Origin of the sequence: Phormidium sp. FACHB-592 (assembly GCF_014695795.1) — a bacterium.
GTDB lineage: Bacteria > Cyanobacteriota > Cyanobacteriia > Leptolyngbyales > Leptolyngbyaceae > Stenomitos.
The window spans coordinates 52,007-77,184 of sequence record NZ_JACJOZ010000014.1; the positions used below are offsets into that span (position 1 = coordinate 52,007).

The window sequence follows — 25,178 nt, forward strand, 5'->3', positions numbered from 1 at the left end:
CCGCTATAACCAGTTACCAATTAAAACAAACGGTGCCCAAAAGTAAGGATGGCGAAGAGATTGGTTATTGAGAAGCAACTGTTGTGCTTGTTGCAAAGCTTCAGCTTTCGTCACTGTACGAGTTGCCACTGCTTGATAAAAGCGCTGCATCAACAGGGCTGTGGCGTTGTCGTTGACCTGCCATAAGCTGGCAACCGTACTTCTTGCACCAGATTTCAGCGCAATGCCTGCTAAACCAAGAGGGGCACGATCGTCACCAAGAGCTGTTTCGCACGCACTTAAGACCAGAAGCTCAATGGGAGTAGTGCGCGTGTTATCGCCTGTACCGAGCGCGATCACCATGTCGTCAATATTGATCACGCCATCGGACGCGACCAGAAACGTTTGATCGCGGTTGGCGCTGAATTGTCCGTGGGTGGCGAGATGGACAATGGGTGCTTGCGATTTCTGGAGCAATTGTTTGAACTGATTCCGGGTGAAGGCTTTGTTCTGTTCCACCAGCGATGGCTGAATCTGCTTTTGCAGATCTGCCAATTCTGCTTGCACAAACGGCAGCTCTGAGAAAGATTGAGAGCCACCCCCCGGTAAGCTAATGGTGCTTGCTTCTGACAGCCCAAAGGCAACACTAGACAGCGCTCTTGCCTGCAATGGTTTCGGGTCGGTGAGTTTCAGTCCGGGTGTGGTGGCAATGCTGTATTTTTCAATCAGAAACTGTTCGCCATCTAATAAAGCCGCCATCGGCACACTGCGAAACGCACCATCTAAAACGAATACCAGGGTTTCTACCTTCTCTTGTTGTAGAACCGTTTCAATCGGTTTGATTAGCCAGTTATACAACTGCTTAGATGGTTCTTGATATTTCAAACTAATCCGATTTCGCAGCCTTTTCTGCAATATCGTTGCCGTTGCTTCGACAGTTTCGTGGGCGATCGGCTGGCTATATAATTTGGTTTCCTGCCCGGTCACGCTGACGATGATGGCAATTCGTTTTGGCAGAATGAGCGGGTAAATGACGGCTGTTTTGTTGGGTACTGGAACAGCGTCAATTTCCACTTGCGCTTGCAAACAGGACGCACGAAGGTAGTTGTTAATTTCTTCGAGTTGCAGCGATTCAATCACTTCGCGGGTTTGCTTCAGCGTATTGCTACTGGGCTGTGAGCCATCGTCTGGTAAAAGCAGGCTGACCAATTGCCGATGCACAGGCTCTAGGGTCTCTTGATCAAGTAGCTGTGTTTCTGAAGTGATGCCCAACAAATTGCTCCGCAGGGTACGCAGCGCGTTCACTGCCTGCGTGTAGGAGGCGATCGCACCCTGACGATTGCCCTGCTGTTCTTGCAACCGTCCTAGTTGGGCTGACCACCGATAAATTTGGGCGATGGCGTTGCCTGACTTTGCCGTCAGTAATGCCTGTGCTGTTGTCTTTTGGGCGACTGCGAGCTGTTGGCTTTGTTCCTGTGCCCGTCCTAAATTGCCAAGGGCATTGGCGAGTAGGTGAGAGTCATGCAGAGTACTTGCCTGATCAACTGCTTTGCCAAGTAGGGGAAGAGTGGTGTTTGCTAACGTCTCTTTGTTAGCAGGCAGGCGCAAGAGACTGTTGGCAAAATTCAAGCGCGCTTCAATGCTGGGGCGATCGGGTGGCAGGGTAAGAAGAGTTGGTTGTAGTGATGTGATCAATGCTTGTCGGGACGTGATCATTTGTTTCAGGAACGTGATCAATGGGTTGGCATCCATCTGGGAGCCGGTCTCGGCGCTCTTGATCAGCAGCGCGAGATGGGTTAGGAGCGCGAGATGGTTCAATTCTGCCCGCAGACGGTTCGGCGATGGCAGTACGGCTGCCTGTTCGTAAAGGGTGATGGCGTTCGTAATGTCGCGCTGGAGTTGCTCTCGCTCCAGTTTCTTCAGGTTGCCAGTATTGCTATTTTCTCGAATACGGGTGGCAAGCAAATTCGCTAGAGCCAGTTGACTAGCGGCAGTTTCCTGGGCATCTTTGAGGCGCTCGGCAATCGCAAGGCTTTCTTGCGTTACCTTCTGTGCTTCCGTCAGGTTGCCAACAATGCCAATAGCAGTTCCCAAACTTCGCAGCCCCCAGGCTTTGGTGCTTGAATTGGGCTGTTGCCGCAGTCGCTCTTGCAGGGGCAGCAACACCTCCTGGTAAGCACGCTCATAAAGTCCTAACGCTTGTAGCGCCTGGGCCTGACGCAACTGACTTTGCAGTTCCCCAGTTGAATTTTGCGTTTGCTGATACAGCGTGGTGGTTTTTTGCCAGGTTTGTAGGGCGGCTTGAGCCTTTCCTTGTGCCAGTTGCAGTCGTCCCTGCACGTTTAACACCTGAGCGGAAACGGCTATTTTGGCAGGCGTTTTAGCAGCGGCTTGCAAGATTTGGAGACTCGTCGCGATCGACTGGTTAGCAGCCTGCCAGTCTCCCTGGTCACTTTCAATTAAAGCCAGATTACTTAGAGCGATCGCTTGCGTCAAGGCATCGCCTTGCGCTTGAGACTGCTGCTGTGCTTGTTGGAGGAGGGCTTTTGCTTCGTTAAGTTGACCCGCTTCATAGCGCAGGCGGCTCTGCTGAAGCAGCGTATCGATCGCTGGTGTTGCGTCACCGCTCCAGGGATGCAGACTCAGCGCGATCGTAAGCAGAAATGCTGCAACCCATAACCAGCGACGACGCGATAGCATGGAAAACCTTCTTCTGAGCGCAAGGACTGGCGGACTATCTCAACTGTCTAGCACCCTTTCTAGTTACACAATGGACTTTAGTTAGCCCTCACCTCTTACTCTCATGAACTGCACCTACAAACCGCTTTAAAGTACATTTTTAACGTATATTCTTTCAACGTAGACTTGGTGCCGCTGGTGGCTGTGCCTCGGTCAGGGCTTGCAGTGCTCGTTGAGCTAGCGGATTTTGAGGATTGAGGCTAAGGGCGGTTTGCAACGCCTGAATAGCTTTGGGATACTGCTGACGTTGTGCCAGCACTAAGCCCAGTCCTGCCCAGGCTTCAGCGTTCGTTTTGTCCAGCACGATCGCCTGTTCGTAGCTGGATTGCGCTTCTGGATATTTTTTTAAAGCAACCAGCGCCACGGCACGATTTTGCCATCCCTGCACCAGCTTAGGATTGACTGCCAGCGATCGATTCGCCGTTTCCAGAGCCGCGTCAAAATTGCCAAGTGTCCATTGCACAACGCTTTGATTCGCCCAAGTGATTGCATCTCGTGGATCGCGGTTGGTGGCTTCGGTGTAAGCAGCTAGCGCCTTTTCTGGTTGGTTCAGTGATCGCAAGATGCGCCCTTGATTAGCCCAGGCACGCGCATCATCAGGATTGATGGTCACTGCTTTTTGCACGGATGCCAGCGCCTCTTCATAGCGTTTGAGATACCAGAGCACCACGGCACGATCGCTCCACGCTTCTCCCCAGTCCGATCGCATTGCCACTGCCCGATTAGCTGCCGCCAGTGCGTCTTCTAGTTTGCCCTGCGTTGCGAGAGCCTGACTCTGCTGGTTCCAGGCTTGCGCCAGATCAGCTGCACTCCAGCCGTCACCACCCTGGATGGCTTTTTGGCAAGCAGCCAGCGCTGCCTCGGCTTGCTGCACCTGATTCAGCACAATGCATTGCCCCAAGAGCGCTTGAGCGGACTTCGGCTCTAACTCTACCGCTCGGTTGTAAGCGATCAACGCTTCGGACGGCCGCTTGAGTTGACGCAGACTGTGACCTTGCTGGAACCAACTGGGGGCATGGTTGGGGTCGAGCTGTAGCGCACGATCAAAGGATTGAACTGCTAACTCTAGCTGACCCAGGTTGCGGTGAGCGGTGCCACGGGCATACCAAACCTGAAGGGGGGCTTCTGGTCCCCAATTGCCGTTGCCTTGAAGCGCCCGGTCAAACATGGCGATCGCCACTGGCAGTTGCCCTACTTTTACCAGCGTTTCACCGCGATAAAACAACGTTAGTGAATCATTTGGCGTTTGTTGCAGCACACTCTCGTAGACTTTGAGGGCAGCTTCATACACTTCCGGTTGGTTCAAAATGACGCTGCGAGCATGATGAGCAACGACCGCCGAGCGATTGCCCCAGTTGGCATTGACTTGAAGCGCTTTGTCGCAGGCAGCAAGGGCGGGTTCCTTTTGGTTGAGGGCAGTCCAGGCAAGGCATTGATCGGTCAAGACTTGAGCATTTTTAGGCTGCCGTTTGATGGCTTGATCCAGTGAGGCGATTGCATCGAGATATTGTTTCAGCCCCAGTTGTAGCGCACCATATCGTGCCCAGAGTTGGGCATCACCGGGACGCAGCGCGATCGCGCGTTCACAGGCAGAAAGGGCGTCGGCTGGCTTGGTCGTTGACAGCAGAGTACAAAGCTGAATCCAGTAGCTGGGGTCTTTCAGTCCCTCCAGCCGTTCGGCAGCGATCGCAGACGAACGCATAAGACTCCACCACAGAACGGCAATGAGTCCCCATTTGATCCGTTGTCTACCCCGCCATCGGACTACCATCTGCTTAGTCTCCTCAGTTAAATTGGGGTGCTTGTTCAGACGGTGACAAGCGATCGTTCACCGCTGGAGCGGATGCTGCACCAGGGCTAGGCGCACCACTGGCTGGAGTCGCGGGTGAGCCGGGGGCATTTGGCGCAGGTGATGCGGGTGTTGCTGATGGGCGTTTCTCGGCTGCTTTGACTGCTGCTTCTGCGATCGCAGCGGCATCAGTAGGATTGGGGTTGTACACTTCTACCGTGACCGATCGGCTTAAGACCTCCCCAGTGAGGGTTTTGACTTGCAGGACGATCGTCGTGCCGCCTTGCGGACTTAAGGGAAACCCAATTTTGCCTGTTAACGGAACGGTACCCGGTGATGGAGTAAGCTCAACGCGGGTAGTGGCTCCTCCCTGCACTCGCCAGCTAATTTGAACGAGGGGCAACGTTTGCCGCGCTTGCACGGGGATTAGTAGCTTGCTCGGCGCTTCTCGACCGTTGATCTGAAAGCTAAGAATTTGGGGTATTTGTGGCTGAATTTTGATCAGTTCCGTTGTTTTAGGCTTTGGAGCCGTTGCCTCTGATAGCTCCGGTGTCTTGGCATTGCTCGGAGCGTCAGCACTCAGCGCTTGCAGTTCTAACCGATACTCCCCTACGGCTTTAAGTCCTGTTGGCACATTCTGGCAAACGAGGGTTGCCCCGATACGGCAGAAGGGACGCAAGGCTGCTGGCAATTCACCGACCTTAGCAAATTCATACCAGAGATCACCCACCATCTTGCCATCCTTGTCTCGCCCTACAAGGCGCAATGCCCGGATGTCCTGTGGCATCGTTACTGCCCAGTCCAACCGCACACCGGCGGCATCAGCAACGGGTAGCGCTGCTTCAGCAGGGGTAAGGGCACCCGCTGCGGCTTCTCGATAAACCAAGGCTTTTGGTATGAGAGCTGTGACGATCGGCAACGGTTTGGCAGCGATTTCTACAGGTGTGGTTTTGCGAACAAGAGGGGCTGCTTGCCGCCCTTTAGGGGTCAGGATCAACTCAAACACATACTTGCCGGGTTGAAAGGCATCACTGCGAATTTGAGTGCAGTGGAGTAGTTTTTTTTGCTGCGTGCAGAAGGGTTGCAACGCTGCTGGTAGTTGTCCGTTAGTGAACTCATACACTAGCGGTCCACTCAGTACGTCGCCTTCAGGGCTGTAACCCGTGAGCTTGAGCGTTTGAATCCGTTCTGGATGCTCAATTTGCCAGCGCACCCGTGCCATATCGCCATTGACTTCAGCATAGCGGCTATCTTCGGCAGCAAATTCCAGCACGTCAGGTGGGGTGGGAGGGCGGAGAAAATACCACCAGATCAGGAATGCTAGAGTTCCCACTAAACCCAATCCGGCTAGCACGACCAGCAAGAGTTGCCACCAGGGACGGGGCTTCCAGGTAACAGTTCCCTGCACCATTTCGGGGGCAATCGGTTGGCGATCGCGATCAATGAAAGCGACCCGAAAGGGATAAACTTTGCCTGTACCAAACCAGGGACGAGTCCACCATCGCTGCGGACGCGCTTCTAAAGGCACTTCAGTGGTTGCCTGCGGTGCAACGGTAACTGTCTCGTTGGCTAGTTGATAGGTGCAGTCTCCTGGTTGCGATAGAGATTGGAGGTTGACAGAGACCTGGCGAGACGTATTGCCCAGATTGGCGAACCGAAGTGCAAACTGAGCGGGACGCTCGCTCACCTGATCGTGAATTGCTTCCAACTGCGCTTGGACGCGGTAAATGGGTTCAATGCGCAGATACACCAGCGCCAGTAAACCCAGGTCAGGGTCGTTTTCAGACGCGAGACGAAATGTGGGCAGGTACATCCCGGCAAGAGGCAGGGCGGGTGACTGGAGTAAGGCGTGAATGATGCCACGATCGCCAGGATTGACCCCCAAACTGTCATCACCCTGCACCAGTCCCAAGCCACCATAATCGCGGGGATACTCAAGCTGAATGCCCCAATCGGCTGGCAAGCCCGTGCACTCCAGGCGAAATCGATCGACGCGCTCAGAGCGATTTTCGACGACCAGTTCGATCGGCACCACTGTTCCTGGCTGGACGATGACTGGGCGATCGGGGGTCGTATTGGGGCTGAACGTGAAGGTTGGATCTTGAGTGGTTTCAGCGGTCTCCGGAGCCAAAACTTGCAGACGGCAGCGAGTCGGTGGCAGGTAATAGTCTGCGTAGGCGTTTTGAGGACGGACTACAACTTCATACTCCAACCACTGCGGGACGGTATCATCAGGCACCTGCAAGCAAAAGGTCAACTCACCGATGTTCTTATGGCTCAACGCCAACCATTGCTCTGGCTGGACACACCACAGACGGAGCAATGCCGATGTTGCTTCCAATCGCACCTGCACCACCGCATCCTGACCGCCGCGGTTAGTGATCGTAACACCCAGGTAGTGTTTTGCTCCCGGTGTTACCTGGTTGCGATCCCAGGCAGAGACGGTGATAGCTAGCGGCTGATTTGCGATCGTGCGGCTACTGGTCTCGTTCACGGTTTCATTCACGGTCATGATCCACCTCCTGACAGCACAGGGCAGCGATCGTCGGCTCGGTTGTTGCCCGCAAACCGCACCTCGTAAAGTCGTACTTGGCCATCATCGCCGCCACTCGTTACCCAGATTGCATCGCGAGTTTGCACGATATCCAGAGCCTTCAGCGGTTTACCCAGGTGAGCTAACACTCGTCCAGTGGCAGCACTAGAGCGGCGCGCACCCTGACCGTCCAGTGACCACAGCTTTACGTCGCCATCGTCCCCAGCGCTTGCCAAAAAGCAACCATCCGCACTGAGCGCTACGGCTCGAACGGGGCTACCCTCATGCCCCAACCAGGGTTGCTCGATGAAGGTACAGCGATCGCGATTTGCCAGACAGGTATCGGTATTCCACACGCTGATACGTCCCTGAGTGTCGCTGATGGCAAGCAGGTTTGGCTGCTGTTCGGCGGTGCTAAGGCTAGAAATATAGTTATTTAAACTACCGGAGGGATAAGGGATTTCTAAAAATTGCGCTGCTTTTGTTGGCTTAGTCGTGTCTTTTTGAGTGGCTAGCAGCAGCAAGCGGTTATAGCGTCCCCCGATCGCCAGATGGCTGTAGTTATTACCGCTCAGTGTGATCGCTGTGATGGCAAAGCGAACATCGTAGGCGCGTTGAGGCGCAGTCTGCTCAGGCAGGAAACGACTGAGATCCCATTGCAAGATCAACCCGCTACCGTGACCACTGTAAAGCGTCTGAGCATCGCGACTGAACGCCAGCGCAAACACACGATCGTCTTTATCGGGTGTCAGCCGCGATCGACGACCCGTCAGCAGATTTGCCAGTTGAATTTCACCGTTCTCAAACCCCAGAGCAACCTGATCATTGTTGACTGGACGGTAGCGAACAACTCGCACCGCTTTTGTAAGATTGACAATCCGGCTTTGCGTGCGAAGATTCTGATTCTGCACTCGCCAGCGACGAATGGTTTGATCATGAGAGCCACTCACTACTTCTGTACCCTGACCGTTGAACTGGACTGAATTGACAGGACCCCGGTGCCCTGGATCGGTTAGCAGTAGCCATGTTAGTGCTCCTAGCCCCAATGCCAGTAGTGCCCCCAGCAGTTGCAGCCAGAGGGGAATGACCGGAAACAGATGCACCTGTACCGTCTGAGGGCTATCCTGTAGCGGCACCTGAGTCTCAACCGTCTGAGCTGCCACCTCAAAGCGCTGCAAGCGGCCCCAACCCAACCACGGCAGGCGACGCTGAATCTGAAGTGGAACGGTACTCACTCCAATGGGCAGGTTCGAGGGTAACAATCCAACTGACACTTTCAACGGTAGAGGGATCGGTTCAGGGTCAAGGGCAGGAGATTGCTTCGTTTGCCAGAACCAGCGCCGTCGTTCAATCGAATAAGCATTGGTAAAATTGCCAGATCTTGGGGATTGCTTCGTTTGCCAGAACCAGCGCCGTCGTTGCGATCGCAGCTCTTTCACTGTTAGCTCTACATTTGGCTGAACATTACTCAAGTTATCGAACTGGAGTGCAAAGACAGCAGTGCCCTGAGTTGGATTGAGCCAGCGTCCTAGTAATTCTGGAATCGCTGCCTCTAATGGCTCACAGGTAAAGCGGACAGCCCCAGCAGGCAGCAGGTGGAGTTGTCCCATCGCTGTCACTGTAGGGAATCGCCCCGTGGCTTCTAAAGCGACTGGATACACCTGGCTCAGAGCCTGACTCGGTGGCGGCATTTCACACTCAAAGGTAACGGTTTGAGGTTTGCCAGGTACCACTAATAACGTTTGCTGAATGCCGCCAGGAAACCAGCGATCGGGCAACCCAGAGAGCCGCAGCGTTGCTTCTAGGGGCGATCGGGTTGGGTTATGCACTTGAGCGGCGATCACCAACCGCTCACCGGGACTGGCTTGCTGCACGGGCATGGTCAGGGTCAATGCAGGTGGCTGTTCCTGGATACCGTCTGCCAGCAACCGCAAGGGTTGGCGATCGTACTGATTCTCTAGTTCCCGTGAAGTGACTTCGACCGTTAAGTCAATCGCGCCTCGAAACTGTTGAGCGATCGGTGGCAAGTCAAAGATTTCGATCTGAAAGCGGGTGCAGTCGCCGACCGGAATTTTAGACGAAACGGATGGCGTTAGGCGGTACCAGGGTTTGTTGGCATCGGGCAGTGCTCCTGCTGCTAAAAGTTTCAGTTGAAACGAGGCAAAGCGATCGCTGTCATTGTAGACGGTGGCATCAAAGGTAGCCATGGCTTGACCTGCACTCAGCGTCACCTGCCGATTGGATAACTCCGTTTTAATTTGCTTCTGCATGGTGGCAGGCTCGCCCATAACCTCACACTCCTTCGTTGACCAGTTCGTTGACCATGCGTAGCACTTGTTTGTCAGGGTTGATGGACAGGACAGGGATTACATTGGCTGCACCCGGCGTTGCAGGCTGTCCGTGGCGCTATCCAGGGCGGGAAGCGGTTGCATTGACTGCATCCATTGCTGTCGCTGCGCGGCAAAATGTAAAAGGTTGACCCCCCACTCCTGCGCTGATCGCAGCATTTCACGCGGTAACTCCAGAGCGCTCTCTCCTCCCCATGTACGGCTGATATCGCCGACCACTAACACTAGCCCATCCCAGGTTTTGACAGAGATCGGATGCCCCAAACGGCAGGGTAACTGGCTGAAGACAAAGGGCTGACAGCGCAGAGGATGGTCTTCCGGCAAAGTACCCGGTGCTGCCAACGATCGCCCGAGTTTGAGCGCGATCGGTGCCAACGACTGTTCCAAGTCTGTCAAGCGCTGAGTCATCGCACTCTGATTAGCGGTAATTTCTGCCTTGAGCTGGCTGCCTGTTTGTTCAAACAATTCGCGATCGCGCTCTGCCTCCAACAACCCCAGGCGCAACTCTCGACCCATATCGAGCAGCTCCAGCAGGTTCACCTCCGTAAAGTCAGCAACCACCAGCACTACGCCACCCTGAGCCAGATATGTCTTCAGGCGTTGCAGGGCTGGGTTCGATAGCGTTAGCAAAACGGTGTAAGGAAGATAAAGCACCTGGCAATTGAGCAGAGACTCCTGCCCTAGAGCCGTTGCTGCTACCGTTTGTATGGTTGGAATGCCTCGGAGTGCTGGATATAACCCTGTGAGCGATCGCAGCAAAGCAGTTAAGCCTTGTGTCGTTGCCTGATCGGTCGCACGATCGCTCGTCACCTGCCCAACCTGCACCTGAAATTGCGGATAGGGGATGGGATAGCAGCGCCCCCGAAAGTCAAGCTGATTGAGGCTAGGGTAGAACACATCGTCCGGTGCCTGGAGCTGAGTCACACCGCCTTGCAGTTGAATGCGGCAGAGTTCGACATCCCGTGGATCAAGCTGCACTTTTTCCACTAGCCGAAAGGTTTCCGCCACTGTCTTTGTCCCAGCGGCGCGGCGGAGTGTGTCAGGATCAACGTGGCTCACAGCCAGATGTACGCAGAGCGTTTGTCCAGTGCTGGGTTCTGACGCAATCCGAAACTCTTCGGGCTGCTTCACGATAATGGGGTTGCCTTCAATATCAATGGCAACTCCTGGCTGAATTTGCAGCAACCGTCCATCGGGTTGATCGGGCACGATCGCGACCCCTAAACCGTAAATGATGCCAGGTTCATACAAGGCTTGATACTGAAAGTTCTGCCGTTGACGGTGATAATTGTGGGCGTGCTGCCACCGTTCGGCATTGATTGCTAACCCATCGCTAATCTGCAACCGCTCAAACTCATTTAAACGCGGATAAGCACGAAAATCAGACATGGACAGGCTCCTCCATCATGTTTGACTCAGCGATCGGTGCCTCAAGGCGGAAAATTTCTAAGTCATAGGTGCAAAAGGCGGGTTTTTCCTGCTCAATAATGGTTCGCACTAACGATTCATCCAGAAACTGTCCGGCTAGAGGACACAACTTGACACTGAAATGAAAGGGCTTGCCACCACCCAAAATGGCAGTTGGACCCAGCGTAGACTCGCCTAAGACAAAGCCACGCTGAAACGCCTCATGGATTTGAATGGGTTGTTGCTCGGGCGCACGAGTCAGATCGTGCAGCGGCAGCCCTGTATAGAGATGAAGATAGAGCTGCAAACCCCGTCGTGTGCCACGCCAGCGGTAAATCTGCATGGCTCGCCGAATCAGCGATCGCTGCTGCTCAATGCTCCAGTTGGCTTCGTTTTTCCAGCCAACCCATTGGGCTAAAAAAGGCAGCAGGGCTTCGGGTGCTGTTAGCGGATCGAGATAAGCCCAGAGTGCCTGTAAGGTCTGCACCGCAGGCTCAAACGACTGCTCAAAGATTGCCAGGAAGCGTCCAATAAAGTCAATTTCTCGGTAAACCGCCGGTAGAAATTGAGGATACAGGCTACGCGGTCGCAGAAAGAGGTGGAATGGTTCGCTTGCCAGGAGTTCACCCACCTGTCCTTCCTGAAAGCACTCATATACACGCACCTCGCCCTGGTAGCTGAGCGACAAGCTCTCGTCTGGCTGGAGTGCTTGCTGCGCCTCGAAGAAGTCGGATTCTGGGCAAAAGCGCACCACTGCTTCGATCGCACGATCGCGTTGGAGTTCTGATCCTTCAGTATGGAGGGTGTACCAGGTATGCGGAATGTTGCCATTGACTTGCAGTTGGTAGTCCAATGGGTGATCGCCGCGATGCTCCAAGCGAATCAACAGTTCCCCTACTTCACCAGGACACAGACATAGGCTGGGTAGGCTGACGGTAGTAGTTTCTGCCATCGCACCCCAGGTCGCTAAAATTGCCTCCCCAACCGGGGGGGGATCGAGCACCGACATGGGAAGCAGTTGCAGGCTAAGGGTGCGGCGATCGGCGCGCTGGCTCATAGTTTAAGCCTCCCCGCCCAGAATTTGAATCCGATGAGCCGACTGACGATAGGTATCTGCCCAGGAGCAAATCAACCCGGTTTGCCCTGGATGAATGAACCCATCCGTCACAAGTTGGCGCTCCCAACTATTTTCTCGCCGGAGTTGAAACAGTTGGATCGACTCCAGATACTGCACCCCTGGCGTGTTTTGAAACAGCCCTACAATATCCGACTGATACAACGGCACACCCAGTCCCCAACCAGCGCGATGTCGCCCGCCCGTCAGCGGATTGAGCCATTGATACAGCGCTTGCGTCAACTGCCGTCGTAGCTCCTCTCGTGCTGTATCCATTTGATAGTCCGGTTCAGTTGCCAGTACTGCCTGCACCGAGACCCCGACATAATCCGGCTCTCGCAGGTGTGCCTGCGTGCCCAGCAGGCAGCGATCGCTCAAAAAACGCTCAATCTCATTCAGCAGTGGTGCACTTAAGCTAAACGATTCCGGTGCCAGCCCCAGTGCTTGATTCGGCACACTCACTCGTGGCACCACATACACCACGACCGAACCCGGAGCGTTTCCCACCTGTCGCCGTGGACAGTATGCCCGTCCCACCGCTCGGCTGGCTTGCATGGTTAACGTCTCAAAGTCTTCTGGTGTGACCGCCCGATCGCGAGTCCGCAAAAACCGGGGCACCCGCAGCACAGCTTCTTCCAGGTTCTCTTCGTTCGCACCATCGCGGGCTGGGTCGTGATTCGTGACCTGTTTGACGTAAGGCAACGCCGTTTTGAGAATGCGGAGCGCATGGCGGGGTACATTGCCGCGATCGCCCCCGCCGGTTCGGTAAGACACCATATGGAGCGTTGCGCCTCGCGGAGGAACGGCACCATAGTGCCGCCCTAGAGATTCCACCCGTTCTAGTTGGGGTTGTCCCATCTGATGCCCTTGCCATTGCACCTGCCGCCGAAGCTGCACTTCTTCCTGTAAATGCGTCGGTTCGCGCACCAGTGGACCAAACTGCACTCGACCCGTGCGAGAGTCCAGCGTGTAGTGGCGATCGTTGGGTCCAGAATCAGCAAAATTTTCGACTTCTTGCCAGCGTTGCGGCGGTTCCCCAGGCGGAGTAACTTGCAGATATTCGCTCTCCTGCCGTGCCAAAATGCCTTGCGATTGCAGAAAAAAGCTTTGACCGGGAGTGCCATCGCTTGCACCCACCAGCTCATTCAATAGCCGTGAACATTCGCTTGCCTGGGTACTGCCGCCGATCGTTTGGGCAAAGAGCGTCGTCAACTGAGGCGATCGGCTAAAGCGCTCTGTTTCGGATGATTGACAGCGGCAGCGTAGCCAGCGTCCGTGATAGCCAATAAAGGTTGTTGGCATCCAGACGATCGGCATATGTAAAATAACATCGGCTTCACTCAAGCCAGCCTGCCCACGACGTTCGACATCATCGAAGCTAAAGCCTTTTGTGCCATCATCAATTTCGCGGAGCAAGACCGCTTGCCATTGAGTGCCATCCCAGGCTTCCCACTGGCGCGGTGGATACTTGGGGTTAATACCCGTTGAGCCAGCCGGTTCGCCCTCGATCGTCAGCATAATGACGTTGCCATCCAGCGGCTCGATCGGATCAAACACTAAATAAAAGCAGTCGCCCGTTTGGGGCATCATCTGAAACACAGACTGCTGCCGCCCTGCCCAACGCCATGCATCATCCCGCGACCACTGATTAGTCAGGCAATCGTGCACCTGTTGAGGCTGGTCAAGCGCCGTTGCTTCGGTCAGAAAATAGCGAATGCGGGGAAACCCTAACTGTAATACCTGATCGGTGCTGAAGATGATGGCGGCATCGGTTTCGGTGCGTTCAGTTGCCACTTCTGCGCCAATGGGGATTGCCGGAATCGATCGCTGTGGATCTTGAGACCGGGTGAGATAAAAGGTAAGGGCTGTATGAGCTGGAGCCGGAGGCTGCAACTGAATGCCTAACAGTTCTAGAAAAGCAACGTAATTGCGACGCGGTACCTGGTTAAACCGCAGCAGCATTTGATCGGTCAGCCACGCAAACAGTTCAATAAGGGTAATGCCAGGATCAGAGGGATTATGATTCGTCCATTCGGGACAGTAGCGGGGGATTCGCAGCAGACACTCATCCACCAGATCTTTGAAGGTGCGATCGTCGAGATCTGATTTCGGTAGCTTTGTCAAAAAGTCAAAATCCACAAGGCTGTCCTACCATACAACATTGAATCTGCGGGCTATTCTGCCAGGTCATTTGGCACAAGATAAAACGGGTAAACCAAACTGCGCGAGTCGTGGCTATTGGTCGGGTGATAGGTGATGGTAATATCCACTCGCCCTCTCACTGGGTCTGGATCGGTGAGAATTTCATCCAGCTCAATCCGGGGTTCCCAGGCTTCCAGCGCTTCTTCGACGTAGAGCCTCAGCAGCAAAAGAGTATGCGTGTTTAAGGGCGCAAACACTAGCTCTGATAAACGAGAGCCAAAATCAGGACGATAAACTCGCTCACCTAAGCTGGTACGAAGAATGACATGAATGGATTCTTCAAGATTTCGCGCTTCGGCGCTTAGTTGTAAGTTGCCCTGGACATTGGTCTTAAGCGGAAACCCAATGCCTTTGCCAATGTGAGAGACCATGCTGCCGTTCCAACTCTTAACCGGGAGTATCCCTAATGTATGGAGTCGCTGGTGATAACGGTATTTGACGAAAGTTAGGGATTGGGAGATTCATGGAACGATCGTCCTCTTTCTCTCGATCTCGTCTCGTCTGCAAATCTCATCAAGACTTGTGCTTTAAGAGGAAGGATTGCTTGGAGGAATGCATCTTACGAGAGCGACGATCGTACTATTCTCCGTAATGAGTCTTGGCACGGTGAATATAGATCAGGTTCTGTTCGTCATTAATTGTGTAAACAATTCTGTCGTGAAGACTTAAGCGAACGGAATAAAAACCAGCCAGATCGCCGACCAATTTTTTACCAGCATAAGGATGAATGCTGATGGTATCTTGAATCAGTGTTTTTAGCTTCTGCTTCAGTTTAGGAGACAGTTTCGCAATATCTTTTTGGGCTTCCTTCGTAAAGCGGACTACGTAAGGCATTAACCGATGTCTCCCAAGACCTCATCGAGAGAGTAGGTTTCATTGGCTTTGATCTGTTGAAGGGAGGTTTGAAGACTTTCTCTAAAGCCAGGAATTGACAACAACTTTACGGTTTCCTGTAAGCTTTCGTACTCTTTGTATGATATCAATACCGCAGAATCTTCAGCAGATTCGATCTCATAGACTTTGGTCCCTTCGGTGACTGCTTTAACCATATTCTCAAAGTCTTCTCTGGCGGCAGCAGCAGTCAATTTTTCCATTTTCCGACCTCTTCTGGGCTAAGCTCACCTGAATCAATTGTAGGACAGGTCTTGTTGATCGCGATCGCCCTATACTCCCCTCAAAAGCGATCGTCTCTCCTACCCCAACCGAATCGCCCTTCACCATCCCACAGCCGATCGCGCTGCCCACCGATGGACGATCGCCGCTCTCGCCTAGACCGATAATCGCCTTCTGTAGCGCGATCGCTTGTTCCCAACCAACGCTGCCCGATCGCCCCCAGTCGTGAAATCGAGGTTGCAATGATGCGTTCTTATCAGAATGTGCGACTTGAGACGAGGTATTGCTTAAAGGAACGCATCCTACAAGAGTGGCGATCGCACTTTTGTAGGCTATCACTTCCCCTTAACAAAATCAGCGTCCTTATTCGCCTCCTCGGGAGAACCAGAATCATTGTGGGTGTTGAGTTTCCTTAGCCCGCTTAACCCAAATGTCGATGCGAACGACCTTACTGAATTTCCTGTTTTAATATCACGATTTGTATTTTATTTTGCATATTAAGGTTCTCGTGATTGAAATAGCTCAGAAGGTTTGGACGATTGGGTTCCCAAGCTCCACTGGGATTTTTGTCCATTCGTTGTACCACCCTAAACTCAGTTCCGGGTCTGAATAAAACCTCTCCTTCACCTTTTTCAAAGACCGATGCGTCCTTTATATCTCTGCCCGTTTTTGACATAATTATTTCAAGCACATCATGTTGTTTGGCAGCGCTCGCACAGCCGGCTTGGCTTGTTGCAGAGCTCGAAAAGGCTAAATCACTCACTATCGCACCTTCTTGATTCAGCTCCTTATATCCCGGAATTAATCCGGTGTGTCGATACGTTGCTCCTTCATATTTAGGCAGTTTGTTCAAGCCTGATATACCTGCCTTCGCCCAGGACATTGTTTTCGAGTTGAGCGAGCTATCTTGCTTTCTTAGGGGAGTATTAACGTCGCCATAAAAATCCGTGGTATAACCCGTGAGTGCCATAATTTCTCCTAGCTTGTGCTTCTTGTATGGCTTCTGGGTCTGTGCAGCTTCGGCTTTAGTCTTGAGGCTTCTATGGCTAGGTTCCATTGCTTTTGCCTTCTTTTCGTCCTCACCGCCTTTTTGCTTCATGTTATCTAAGCCGGTATTCACTACATCCAGGATGTGGTTTTCCGCTGTTGACAACACTTCCGACTCACCTTCAGGGATTTGGTACTTGTCGTTCATTACTGCCGCCAACTCTGGATTGATCACTTTCATATAAAATCTAAAGAGCCGTGATTCGATTAGATTTACCGAATCGCCTATATGATTTTGGCGCAACTGTTTAAGATAAGCCTTTGCTGTTACAACGTCCTGCTTCCTGAATGCCACGTCTGCATTCACCAACAAAACCAAGGCTGTCCGAACCATAGTCCGCAGGTATTGATTAGGTATGCCGACTTCTAACAGGTGAGCGTAACCAGAATCCAGGTTTTTTGCATCTTCTGCCAGTGGTAACTCTGTTTTTACAGCTTGATTTAACTTTGTAACACTAGCGAATTGATCAGAGTTAGCCTTCTTTGTCGTGCTCTTTTTGTTCAACCAATCATCTGTCAATCTCTCTAGGTTTTCTAGGTGTTTATATTCTTCGTTAGCGTTCCCCGCACCCCAATAGTCGGTGAGATGTTTTTGAATCTGCACAAAGGTACTCTTGTCCGCCCTAGCCGTTAAAGATGGTTTTCCAACCAAATCTTTTGTCCCAAACCCCATTTTCCGTTGAATCACCCCATGAACACTGCTGCAAGATTGTTGAATGGCGTTTCCGGGTTCTGCATCAGCGGTGACCGTTCCGCCACCCTGCATTTGCAATAAGGGTTTCATCTGGAGTGCGTGGGCTGGTTGCACCTCCCGTTGCAGGGTTGGGTGGGGCTGCGATCGCTGTACTGCTCCACCACTCTGCTGTACTATGTGAGTCAACTCATGAGCCGTGAGGGCATCCTTCGCGGGTGCTTTTCCGGCACCAAAGTAAACATCTTGTTTGTGGGTGAAGGCTTGAGCGCTGAGGTCTCGATTCATCTGCACTGCTTCGCTGCCAGTATGCACTCGCACCTGACTAAAGTCGGCACCGAAGCGGGGTTCCATGAAGGTGCGCACCTCATCTGGTAACGGGCTTCCCCCACCCTGACTGCTACTCAACCGACTTTCTAAGGAGGGAGTAGGGAGTGGGGAGTGGGGAGTGGGCGATCGCTTGGTTTGGATCTCTTCCTCTTCTGGCATTGCCTCCCGTTGCAGAGTAGCGTCGCCGATCGCTTTCATTTGCAGTGCCTCTTCTTCTTCTGGCAATGCCTCGCGTTGAATCGATTGACTGAGGGGTTTCGCCTGAAGTGCTTCCTCTTCATCGGGTAAGGCTTCGCGCTGAATTAAGCCACCGATCGGTTTCGTTTGCATCGCCTCTCCTTCTTCGGGCAGTGCCTCGCGCTGGACTAACGGCGTGATGGTTGCTGCCAGTAGTTTGGCTTGCAGTGCCTCTTCTTCCTCCAGCATTGCTTCGCGTTGAATCGAACTACCCAGCGGTTTAGTTTGCAATTCTTCTTCGGGCATGGCTTCACGCTGTACCGAGGGTTGCGTGGCAGGCATACTTATCACCTGTGCGGCAACACGATCGGCTTCTTGCTCATACCGATCGTTCGGCGCACCTACCGTTAGCTTGGGCTGAATGCCGAAGTCAATGGTCCGGGGTCCGGGGTCGTGGGCAAACAAATCGACATGAGAGAAGTCGTGTCGGATGGGTTGCGGTTGGGCTGCCTGTTGCTGAGGTGGCTCGCTCCACGGTCGCGGCTTGATAGTAGTGGTCAGGCGATCGCTTGACTCAGAATGGCTGCGGCGCTGAAGGAAAGAGCGAGTCTGCATAAGGAGGCTCCAAGCACGATAGGGGCGTGAGAATGCTTTCGGTAAGGCGATCGTGAAGCACTTTTTTAATTCTGACAATAGACTAAAGTCAGGACTTTTTTTACGGACCAATAAAAACAGTTGGGCATCCCATCACAATTTTGTTGGGTGGGCCCACTGCTTCGACGATCGTATTGCCTAGAAAACAGGCAGATAAACCATTGATCAACACGGTTTGACTACCATCAATCACAACACCAGGTCCGTGGGGTGGTATCGGCAAGGGAGTCGCGCAATTATGAATATCGGCTCCGCCTGCACTGGCTGTGATGGTGTTGCCCATTGTGGTTGCTGCCGTCGCTTTGGTAGTTTCTTCGGTTGTCTTTGCGGCTGGGGCACCGGGAGTTCCAGCGGCAGCGAGGGTGGCAGCTTGCGTGGTCTGAATGATGGCATCCGACGCTGCTTTCGCATTTTGAATAGCGGCAGCAGCAACCTGAGGCACGCCTCTCCAGGCAGGAAGTCCTCCGATCAAAACGGTGGGGCTACCAGGTCCACCCGTCAGTACCGGGGGTAGAGGATGGGCAACGGGGTCTGTAATGCGGGCGGCGGGTAGTCCCATAGTGTTGGTGTCCTAATTGAGCTTAATCATGGCTCCCTGAACGGTAATAATGCCAGTGGCACTAATGTCGATGTTGCCAACGGCTGTAATCTTCAGGTTTCCAGTTGATGATAGGGTGATGCTGCGATCGGTATCGTTCATCTGCACCAAATGCCCACCAACGGTTTTGATGGTGATGCCCGCTTGGCTCCCACCGCTAGGTTCTTCAACAAACTGTATTTGGTGACCGGTGCGGGTTTTAATAGTGCGGAGTCGCACCTTACTTCCCATCACGCTATTGCTGACGCTTTCTGGTGGTTCATCGGAGCCGTTCCACAAGCCGCCAATCACAAAGGGGCGATGAATATCACCATGCTCAAACCCAACCAGCACTTCGTCATCAATTTCGGGCAAACAATCAAAGCCACGGTTTTTGCCAGCCCCGATCGCCACGACTCTTGCCCATGCACTGTCATGGTCTTCAGTCAAGGTGGGAAACTCCACCCGCACTCGACCCAAACCTTCGGGATCGTCATTGTTAGTCACTTGACCAATCAGGAGGGTTTGCCCCGGTTGCAACCGAATCGGTGGTGCTAGCAGCGAAAGCAAATCACCACCGCGCAGCCCACGAATGCTAAACGCTGTTGTATACACTCCTTCGCTCAAACGATGATGGGTTTCGGTGATGTAGTAATCGCCGCTATATTTACCCATGCCTTTTAGCTTGGCCACTCGTCCCGGACGAATGGATGGATGCCCCTGAGCCAGCGCGTCGGCATGGACAAACTCATCGGATAGCTCATTAAACAAGGACTGAGCAATTTTGTCGGCTTCTTGCTGCGTGGCGATCGGTTGGTCAACCACAATCAGCTTCGGTGCGTTGGGTTTCCCTTGAAAGGCAGAGCTAGTCGTTTTCCCTTTACCCTGATCCGTTTGGGTCAGAATTGTGTCCTGATTGCGTGTGGCAACGATCGCCTTTTTCTGTTTGTAGTTCCAACCACGGACTTCGACCGCATCTACCTGTTTAGCACTGCTTACACTCACTTGAAAGCTGGCTATTTGCTCCAGCCAGGCTAGCTCCAGGGCTTGATTGTTTTTGGGTTTGTGAAAATTCAACTTTCCATTTTGCACAAAAAGCTCAAACCCGTTGCGGGCGGCGCGTTCTCGCAAAAATTCTAAATTCGTTTGATTTTCTTGAAACACATAGTCGTGAGGAGCGCCACTGTCTTCAATACTGCCTGCGGGAACATCAACTTCTCGAATAATTTTCTTAACGATATCGGTATCCGTCATGTTTTGGAACGAACGGTTGTGATGTCCGCGATGCAGTCGATGGGAGCGATCGTAGCCTCGAATCATGATCGGTGCCTGAGAACCAGAGGTAAAATGGGTCTCAATGGCAGTGATTTCACCGACAATAATCCAGTCTTTTTCCTGCACCTGAAACTCACTGGCAGCGGTGGTGCTATTCCTAAAGCCAATCCGTACTGATTTGCCGATCGCGAACAACGCCTCATGATCCCACAGTTTGTTTGCCTGCCTTGGCTCTAAAGTTGGTTGGTCGCTTAGCCCTGGGAAATCTGGGTTATTCACCACGATCGTAAACATACTCGGTAAGTGCAAACTCTCTTCGATCGAGATTTGCAACAGATTTTCCATGAGCTTTATCGGAGCGGGTTGCCCCTCAATTTCCAATTCTGGCTCTGCAACATACGTGGATGGTGTCGTCTTCGGCATAATATTCCCCCGCTGGCTACCTGACTGACTATCTAAAAATGGGTTCGTCTGGACCTTGCGAGAGCGATCGACCCTGGCTTTGTCGCTGTGACTGGCTCACGTTGGGTGTTCCTTGAGAGGGCGTTTGCTTCGGGTTATCCGCTTGCTCCAGCGTCAGGTCTAAGATGGCTCGTACAGGGGTACCGTCCGACAAAAACATTGTGAGCCGGAAATTACAGCTTTTGATAAAGCACCGGAGGTATTTGTTTTCGCCCCACGCAAAGAAGTAAATGGGCGGTCGTTTCGCTTTACCACTGCCAGCTTTGGCATACTCGACAGCATCGGTAAATGATTTGAGAGGTTTCAAGACACTAAGCTGCTTTTTTTCGGTTTCGTAGGTTTCGTAGGTATCGAGAATAATATTACTGATCGTAAGCTGGTACGGGTTGGGATGTTTAAAGCTGGTTTTATTTTGCCCTTCTTGGGTTACAGCACCCTGCGCTTGCTCGATTTCGACGCTGCGGCTAAAGTTCAGCTCAGTCGGGTTGAACATGAATTCAATCGTTTTGCCTTCGCTTTGTTCAACAGGCACCAGTCTTGCTTTTTCTAAGGGCATAATTTATCACCGCTTAAATGACTACATCAATCGTCTTGGATAAGGATTTCCCCCCCGCTCTCGCTCCACGGCTAGACGTTGCCGCACTAACTTATAAATTTCTTGGGCAAGACGTTCCAATTGACCGGGAGACGCTTGATGGGTCTGCGGCTGGGATGATGAAGAGAGTTGGTCCCTAGTCCAAAATGCTCGATCCCGCGTGTGGATCCCTGACCGCGGAACATCTGTTTCTCGCTGAATGACATCGGGTAGCGCTGTATTGCTCTCCGCGCGGAGGTTTAGATCAGTATAGCCGTTGGTTAAAGTCGCGTCAGGCTGGGTTGCACTAGACTTGGGGGCATTAAACTGTAATGCATTGGACTGAGATGTATTCGTTGACTCGAAGAGTTCAGCAATGCTCGACCATTCGGCAGGGGCTGCTTCGGTTTTTAATGAAACCACATCGTTGAATGAACTCACACTGCTGGGTGAAACTGGATTGAAACGGTCTAATCCTGGTGTACTCAATGGGTCTGCTGGGCGATCTAACGTCTGAGATGGGCTCGTTGCAATGTCTGGGTAGCGGGCGGTCTGAACTGGTTGCACTGCTGGTGGCGCGACGCTTGCAACAAGGGGTTGCAGTTGTATCAATGGTTCCCAAACTGAGAGTCGTTGGATAGCGGTTGGCAGTTCTGGTAATGCACTGAATTGGTTTGATGCGATAGTTTCCGGTAAGACGGCTTCAGGTGAAACAGTTTCTGGTACATCTGCCACTGAGTCTAACGCTATGGCATCCAACTCGACTGGTTTGCGCTGGACTGATTCCACTGCCATCCCACTGGACTGCATAGGCGATCTTGGAAAGTTCAACGTTGGGATGTCCAGACCTGGTTCTGTTGTTGGAAGCGGTGATGGTTCGGAGTCATCCTTCTGCACAGCAGCAGTCGAGGGTGTTGCGGAAGCGGCAACTTCTGGTGAGACAGTTTTCGGTACATCTGCCACTAGGTCTAACGCTATAGCATCCAATACTGGCTTGCGCTGGACTGATTCCACTGCCATCCCACTGGACTGCATAGGTGATGTTGGGAGGTTTAATGTTGGGAGGTTCAGACCTAGCTCTGTTGTTGAAAGCGGTGATGGTTCGGAGTCATCCTTCTGCACAGCAGTTGATGTTACGTCTGAAATGGTAGGTTGGGGCGCGATCGCTGAAGCAGCAGAAATATCAGCCTTTGACTGAATGAGTGGTGGTGTCGGAGCTTCAATCCCATCAAGCTGGACTGAGGGTGTGGGAGTATCTGCCTGAGATGGGCTGTCTAATGCCAGTATTTCTGAGTCCAGTAATGTTGGGATGTCCAGACCTGGTTCTGTTGCTGGAAGCGGTGATAGTTCGGAGTCATCCTTCTGCACAGCAGTTGATGTTACGTCTGAAATGGTAGGTTGAGGCGCGATCACTGAAGCAGCAGAAATATCAGCCTTTGACTGAATGAGCGGTGGTGTCGGAGCTTCAATCCCATCAAGCTGGACTGAGGGTGTGGGAGTATCTGCCTGAGATGGACTGTCTAACGCCAGTACTTCTGAGTCCAGTGCTGAAGTTGTCAACGGTTCCAAGCTACTTCTTGACAGGTCTACGCTGGCAGGGATCGATGGTTCGTTTAATTGTGCTCGTTCAAACAGAGGAGTTGTTGCTTCGGAGGACGGTTGGTTGGTCTGGGCTTCCGCCTGTGTCGTGATTGATGGTTCTACAGCAGGACCAACACTTCGATCGCTCTGCATAGCCACTGTTGGCTCTGTAGCTGTTGCGCCAAGTAGCTCATTGTCCAGTTTTTGCGTAATGGACTCCGGCGCACGAAACTCGGCTACCTGTTCCTCCGTTGCAGCATGATTTGAGCTTCGTTGAACAACTTCAGAACTGTCATCGCTTGTGGCATCAGCCGTCAGCTTCATCTGAACAACCTCAGAGACTTCGTTCACGCGATCGACCGGATGTCCGACCATTCGTTCTACTGTTTCGTCTGGTTCACGCTTCGCTTGTACAGTGTTTGTCGTTGGCAGCTCTGGCACTGAGAACAAATTCGTTTCTACAGGTGCTGCATTGAGACTGGCAGCTGAAGGAAGATTGCTATCTGGCTCTTGTTGAGCGTCCGGTTCACGTTTTGCTTGTACAGTGTTTGTCGTTGGCAGCTCTGGCACTGAGAACAAATTCGTTTCCGCAGGTGCTGCATTGAGACTGACATCTGAAGGAGGATCACTGTCCGGCTCTTGTCGATTGAAGGGCATAGCCAACGAATCAGGGAATGCTTCTTCAAGCAACGGTGTTTTAGACAGGGGTGCTTCCGGTTCAGAAACCGGGGCAATCGCTGGAATAACCGTAGGCTCTACGGGAGACCGTTGCACAACGGCATCAGAGCGCGTTGGCTCCGTTGTGTCTTCTAGTGCTGTAGCGTCTGCTAGAGGGAAGAGGGCGATCGCTGGCAAAGCGGATGGAGTTGCGTTTGGCTCAGTTGCAATTGATGGAATTGGATCCAGCGGCGTTGAATCTAAAAGAGTTAAATCTGGGACAGTTTGAGTATCTAAAGCAGCAGTGGATGGCTCTGAAGCAACGGGAGCGATCGCGGGTGTTGATGTTTCTGGAACTGATACGTCTGGCGTTAATGCCTCTAAGTTGGACTGCGATCGAGTCGCCTCCGGAGGGGCGGTTGTTTCTACTGCAAGTACGTCTGAACGTAATTGAATCGCTGGCACGGATGGCTCGGTGTTTGATTGAGCGACTGGTTCTGTAACAGGGTTCTCTGAAACTAGCCGAGCGATCGCTGGCACTGATGCCTCTGTAACGGAGGACGGCGATGGCAATGCGGACGTGACTGTCGGAGTCGTTGACGTTGGAGCAGACAAAGCGCTGGTTGTGGCATTTTCCGTTCGTTCGTTTACCGCTGGCTGCGGCAGAGAGAGAGAGGCTGCATCGTCATCTGGTAAAACAGGCTCTGCAACAGATTCTGTTAAGGGCCGTTCCGAAATGGCATCAGCGAAAGAAACAACTTCAGCGGGCGCTAAGGCGATGCTATCGTCAGCCTGGGTGGATGCGATCAACGGAAATGAGCTATCTGGCTCGACAGAGAACTGATTGCTGTCACTCTTCCGTTGAAGAACAGGTTCAGCCGTGGAGGGTGAACTGGTATCGCTTGATGGCGTTTGGCTTGGGCGGCTGATGGGCTGATGGGCTGCACCTTGAGCGGAAGCGGCTTGGATAGTAATAGCAGGACCAGAAGCAATCGTTTCCGTTCCAAGCTCAGGCACCTCTTGCTCAGGTCCGTTCAGCAAAGGCTCTGGCTCTTCACCTGTAGATGGTGCTGCCGACACAACGGTATCTTCTGGGGCGGACGATCGATCGTCCGATGGGGCGGTTAGTTCTGGTGTTGGCAGTGCTGCGACCAATGGCGAGATCGGGGGAGATGAGATATCTGGCTCGACGGGAGACGGATTGTCTTCTCTATGCCTGCGCTGAAGAACAGGTTCAGCCATTGGAGTTGGACTTGCAACTGGACTGCTTGATGGCAGTAGGTTGCTGGTGGACTGATTGACTTCATGATTAGCCGCTGCCTGGTTGGTTGCAGCGTCACTAGAAGCAATGGCTTCCATGACATCAGCTCCGTCCAGCGCAGACCTATTTACTGAAGGTTCTGAGTCCTCTGCAAAGGATGCTGCTGACACAACAGTATCTGCTGGAGTTGGCAGTTCGACGGTTGGGGCAGTGAATTCTGGTGTTGATGGGGAGCCTGCGATCGATGGCGCGATCAACCGTTCCGATGGCTTAAGGTTTAAATCTAGCGGCGCTTCTACATCGGGTCCAGAACTGGCTGTTGACCGATTAACGCTGTTCGTTGAGTCGAGTGAACGTGTTTGCAGTGAGGGTGTTTGGATAGAAGGATTCGTTGCAGACGGAGGCTCAGGCGCATCGAAAAAGGGAGACTCTTGAAACGGCGACTGCCAATCGAATGCGGTTGATTGCTCCGTTGAGCGAAAGACAGCGGGTTCAAGCACCGTTAGCGATCGCACCCCCAACGGTGTCAGAAACTTGGCTTGCACCAGCGACTGTCCCAGGGGGTTTGAAGGCAGAAACGGCTGCTGGATACCCAGTGGTCTTTCTCCTGGTGCTAAAGAGAAGGTCATGGATGAGTCGGGGGTTGTCATGGCAACGCCTGGGAAAAT

The 25,178-nt window shown here is 52.8% G+C and carries 16 protein-coding genes; all 16 read right to left on the reverse strand.

Features of this window, described 5'->3' with window-relative positions:
• Window positions 1-3 precede the first annotated feature (3 nt).
• Entirely contained in the window at window positions 4-2,679 is a 2,676-nt protein-coding gene (locus tag H6F86_RS03130) for a CHAT domain-containing protein (RefSeq protein ID WP_190446653.1), read from the reverse strand.
• A 154-nt stretch (window positions 2,680-2,833) separates the two neighbouring features.
• The gene (locus H6F86_RS03135; RefSeq protein WP_190446654.1) at window positions 2,834-4,489 is read right to left on the reverse strand and encodes a tetratricopeptide repeat protein; all 1,656 of its coding nucleotides are present in this window, start codon (window positions 4,487-4,489) and stop codon (window positions 2,834-2,836) included.
• A gap of 13 nt (window positions 4,490-4,502) precedes the next feature.
• Window positions 4,503-7,019, reverse strand: a complete 2,517-nt coding sequence (locus H6F86_RS03140; protein WP_190446655.1) for a hypothetical protein — start codon at window positions 7,017-7,019, stop codon at window positions 4,503-4,505.
• Window positions 7,016-9,328, reverse strand: a complete 2,313-nt coding sequence (locus H6F86_RS03145; RefSeq protein ID WP_190446656.1) for a hypothetical protein — start codon at window positions 9,326-9,328, stop codon at window positions 7,016-7,018. Before H6F86_RS03145 ends, H6F86_RS03140 begins: the two co-directional genes overlap by 4 nt.
• A gap of 78 nt (window positions 9,329-9,406) precedes the next feature.
• The gene (locus tag H6F86_RS03150; protein WP_190446657.1) at window positions 9,407-10,777 is read right to left on the reverse strand and encodes a DUF4159 domain-containing protein; all 1,371 of its coding nucleotides are present in this window, start codon (window positions 10,775-10,777) and stop codon (window positions 9,407-9,409) included.
• Window positions 10,770-11,852 carry a phage tail protein gene (locus H6F86_RS03155; RefSeq protein WP_190446658.1) on the reverse strand — a complete coding sequence of 361 codons (1,083 nt, stop codon included), beginning with the start codon at window positions 11,850-11,852 and terminating at the stop codon, window positions 10,770-10,772. The genes H6F86_RS03150 and H6F86_RS03155 overlap by 8 nt, the downstream gene beginning before the upstream one ends.
• A gap of 3 nt (window positions 11,853-11,855) precedes the next feature.
• The gene (locus H6F86_RS03160; RefSeq protein WP_190446659.1) at window positions 11,856-14,048 is read right to left on the reverse strand and encodes a putative baseplate assembly protein; all 2,193 of its coding nucleotides are present in this window, start codon (window positions 14,046-14,048) and stop codon (window positions 11,856-11,858) included.
• A 35-nt stretch (window positions 14,049-14,083) separates the two neighbouring features.
• Complete coding sequence (locus tag H6F86_RS03165) at window positions 14,084-14,482, reverse strand: GPW/gp25 family protein (RefSeq protein WP_190446660.1); 399 nt, start codon at window positions 14,480-14,482, stop codon at window positions 14,084-14,086.
• Between the two features lie 208 nt (window positions 14,483-14,690).
• Window positions 14,691-14,945 (reverse strand): type II toxin-antitoxin system mRNA interferase toxin, RelE/StbE family, encoded by a 255-nt coding sequence (locus H6F86_RS03170; protein WP_190446661.1) that lies wholly within the window; start codon window positions 14,943-14,945, stop codon window positions 14,691-14,693.
• Entirely contained in the window at window positions 14,945-15,205 is a 261-nt protein-coding gene (locus H6F86_RS03175) for a type II toxin-antitoxin system prevent-host-death family antitoxin (protein ID WP_190446662.1), read from the reverse strand. The genes H6F86_RS03170 and H6F86_RS03175 overlap by 1 nt, the downstream gene beginning before the upstream one ends.
• Window positions 15,165-15,467, reverse strand: a complete 303-nt coding sequence (locus tag H6F86_RS03180) for a hypothetical protein (protein ID WP_190446663.1) — start codon at window positions 15,465-15,467, stop codon at window positions 15,165-15,167. The genes H6F86_RS03175 and H6F86_RS03180 overlap by 41 nt, the downstream gene beginning before the upstream one ends.
• 205 nt (window positions 15,468-15,672) lie before the next feature.
• Window positions 15,673-18,084 carry a DUF4157 domain-containing protein gene (locus H6F86_RS03185; protein WP_242033338.1) on the reverse strand — a complete coding sequence of 804 codons (2,412 nt, stop codon included), beginning with the start codon at window positions 18,082-18,084 and terminating at the stop codon, window positions 15,673-15,675.
• A 100-nt stretch (window positions 18,085-18,184) separates the two neighbouring features.
• Window positions 18,185-18,682 (reverse strand): PAAR domain-containing protein, encoded by a 498-nt coding sequence (locus H6F86_RS03190; RefSeq protein ID WP_190446664.1) that lies wholly within the window; start codon window positions 18,680-18,682, stop codon window positions 18,185-18,187.
• A gap of 12 nt (window positions 18,683-18,694) precedes the next feature.
• Window positions 18,695-20,398, reverse strand: a complete 1,704-nt coding sequence (locus H6F86_RS03195; protein ID WP_190446665.1) for a VgrG-related protein — start codon at window positions 20,396-20,398, stop codon at window positions 18,695-18,697.
• 28 nt (window positions 20,399-20,426) lie between these two features.
• Window positions 20,427-20,993: a hypothetical protein gene (locus tag H6F86_RS03200; protein WP_190446666.1), complete on the reverse strand. Its 567-nt coding sequence runs from the start codon at window positions 20,991-20,993 to the stop codon at window positions 20,427-20,429.
• Window positions 20,994-21,014: 21 nt separating this feature from the next.
• Window positions 21,015-25,160, reverse strand: coding sequence for a hypothetical protein (locus H6F86_RS03205; RefSeq protein ID WP_190446667.1), 4,146 nt, complete (start codon window positions 25,158-25,160; stop codon window positions 21,015-21,017).
• Window positions 25,161-25,178: the final 18 nt, after the last annotated feature.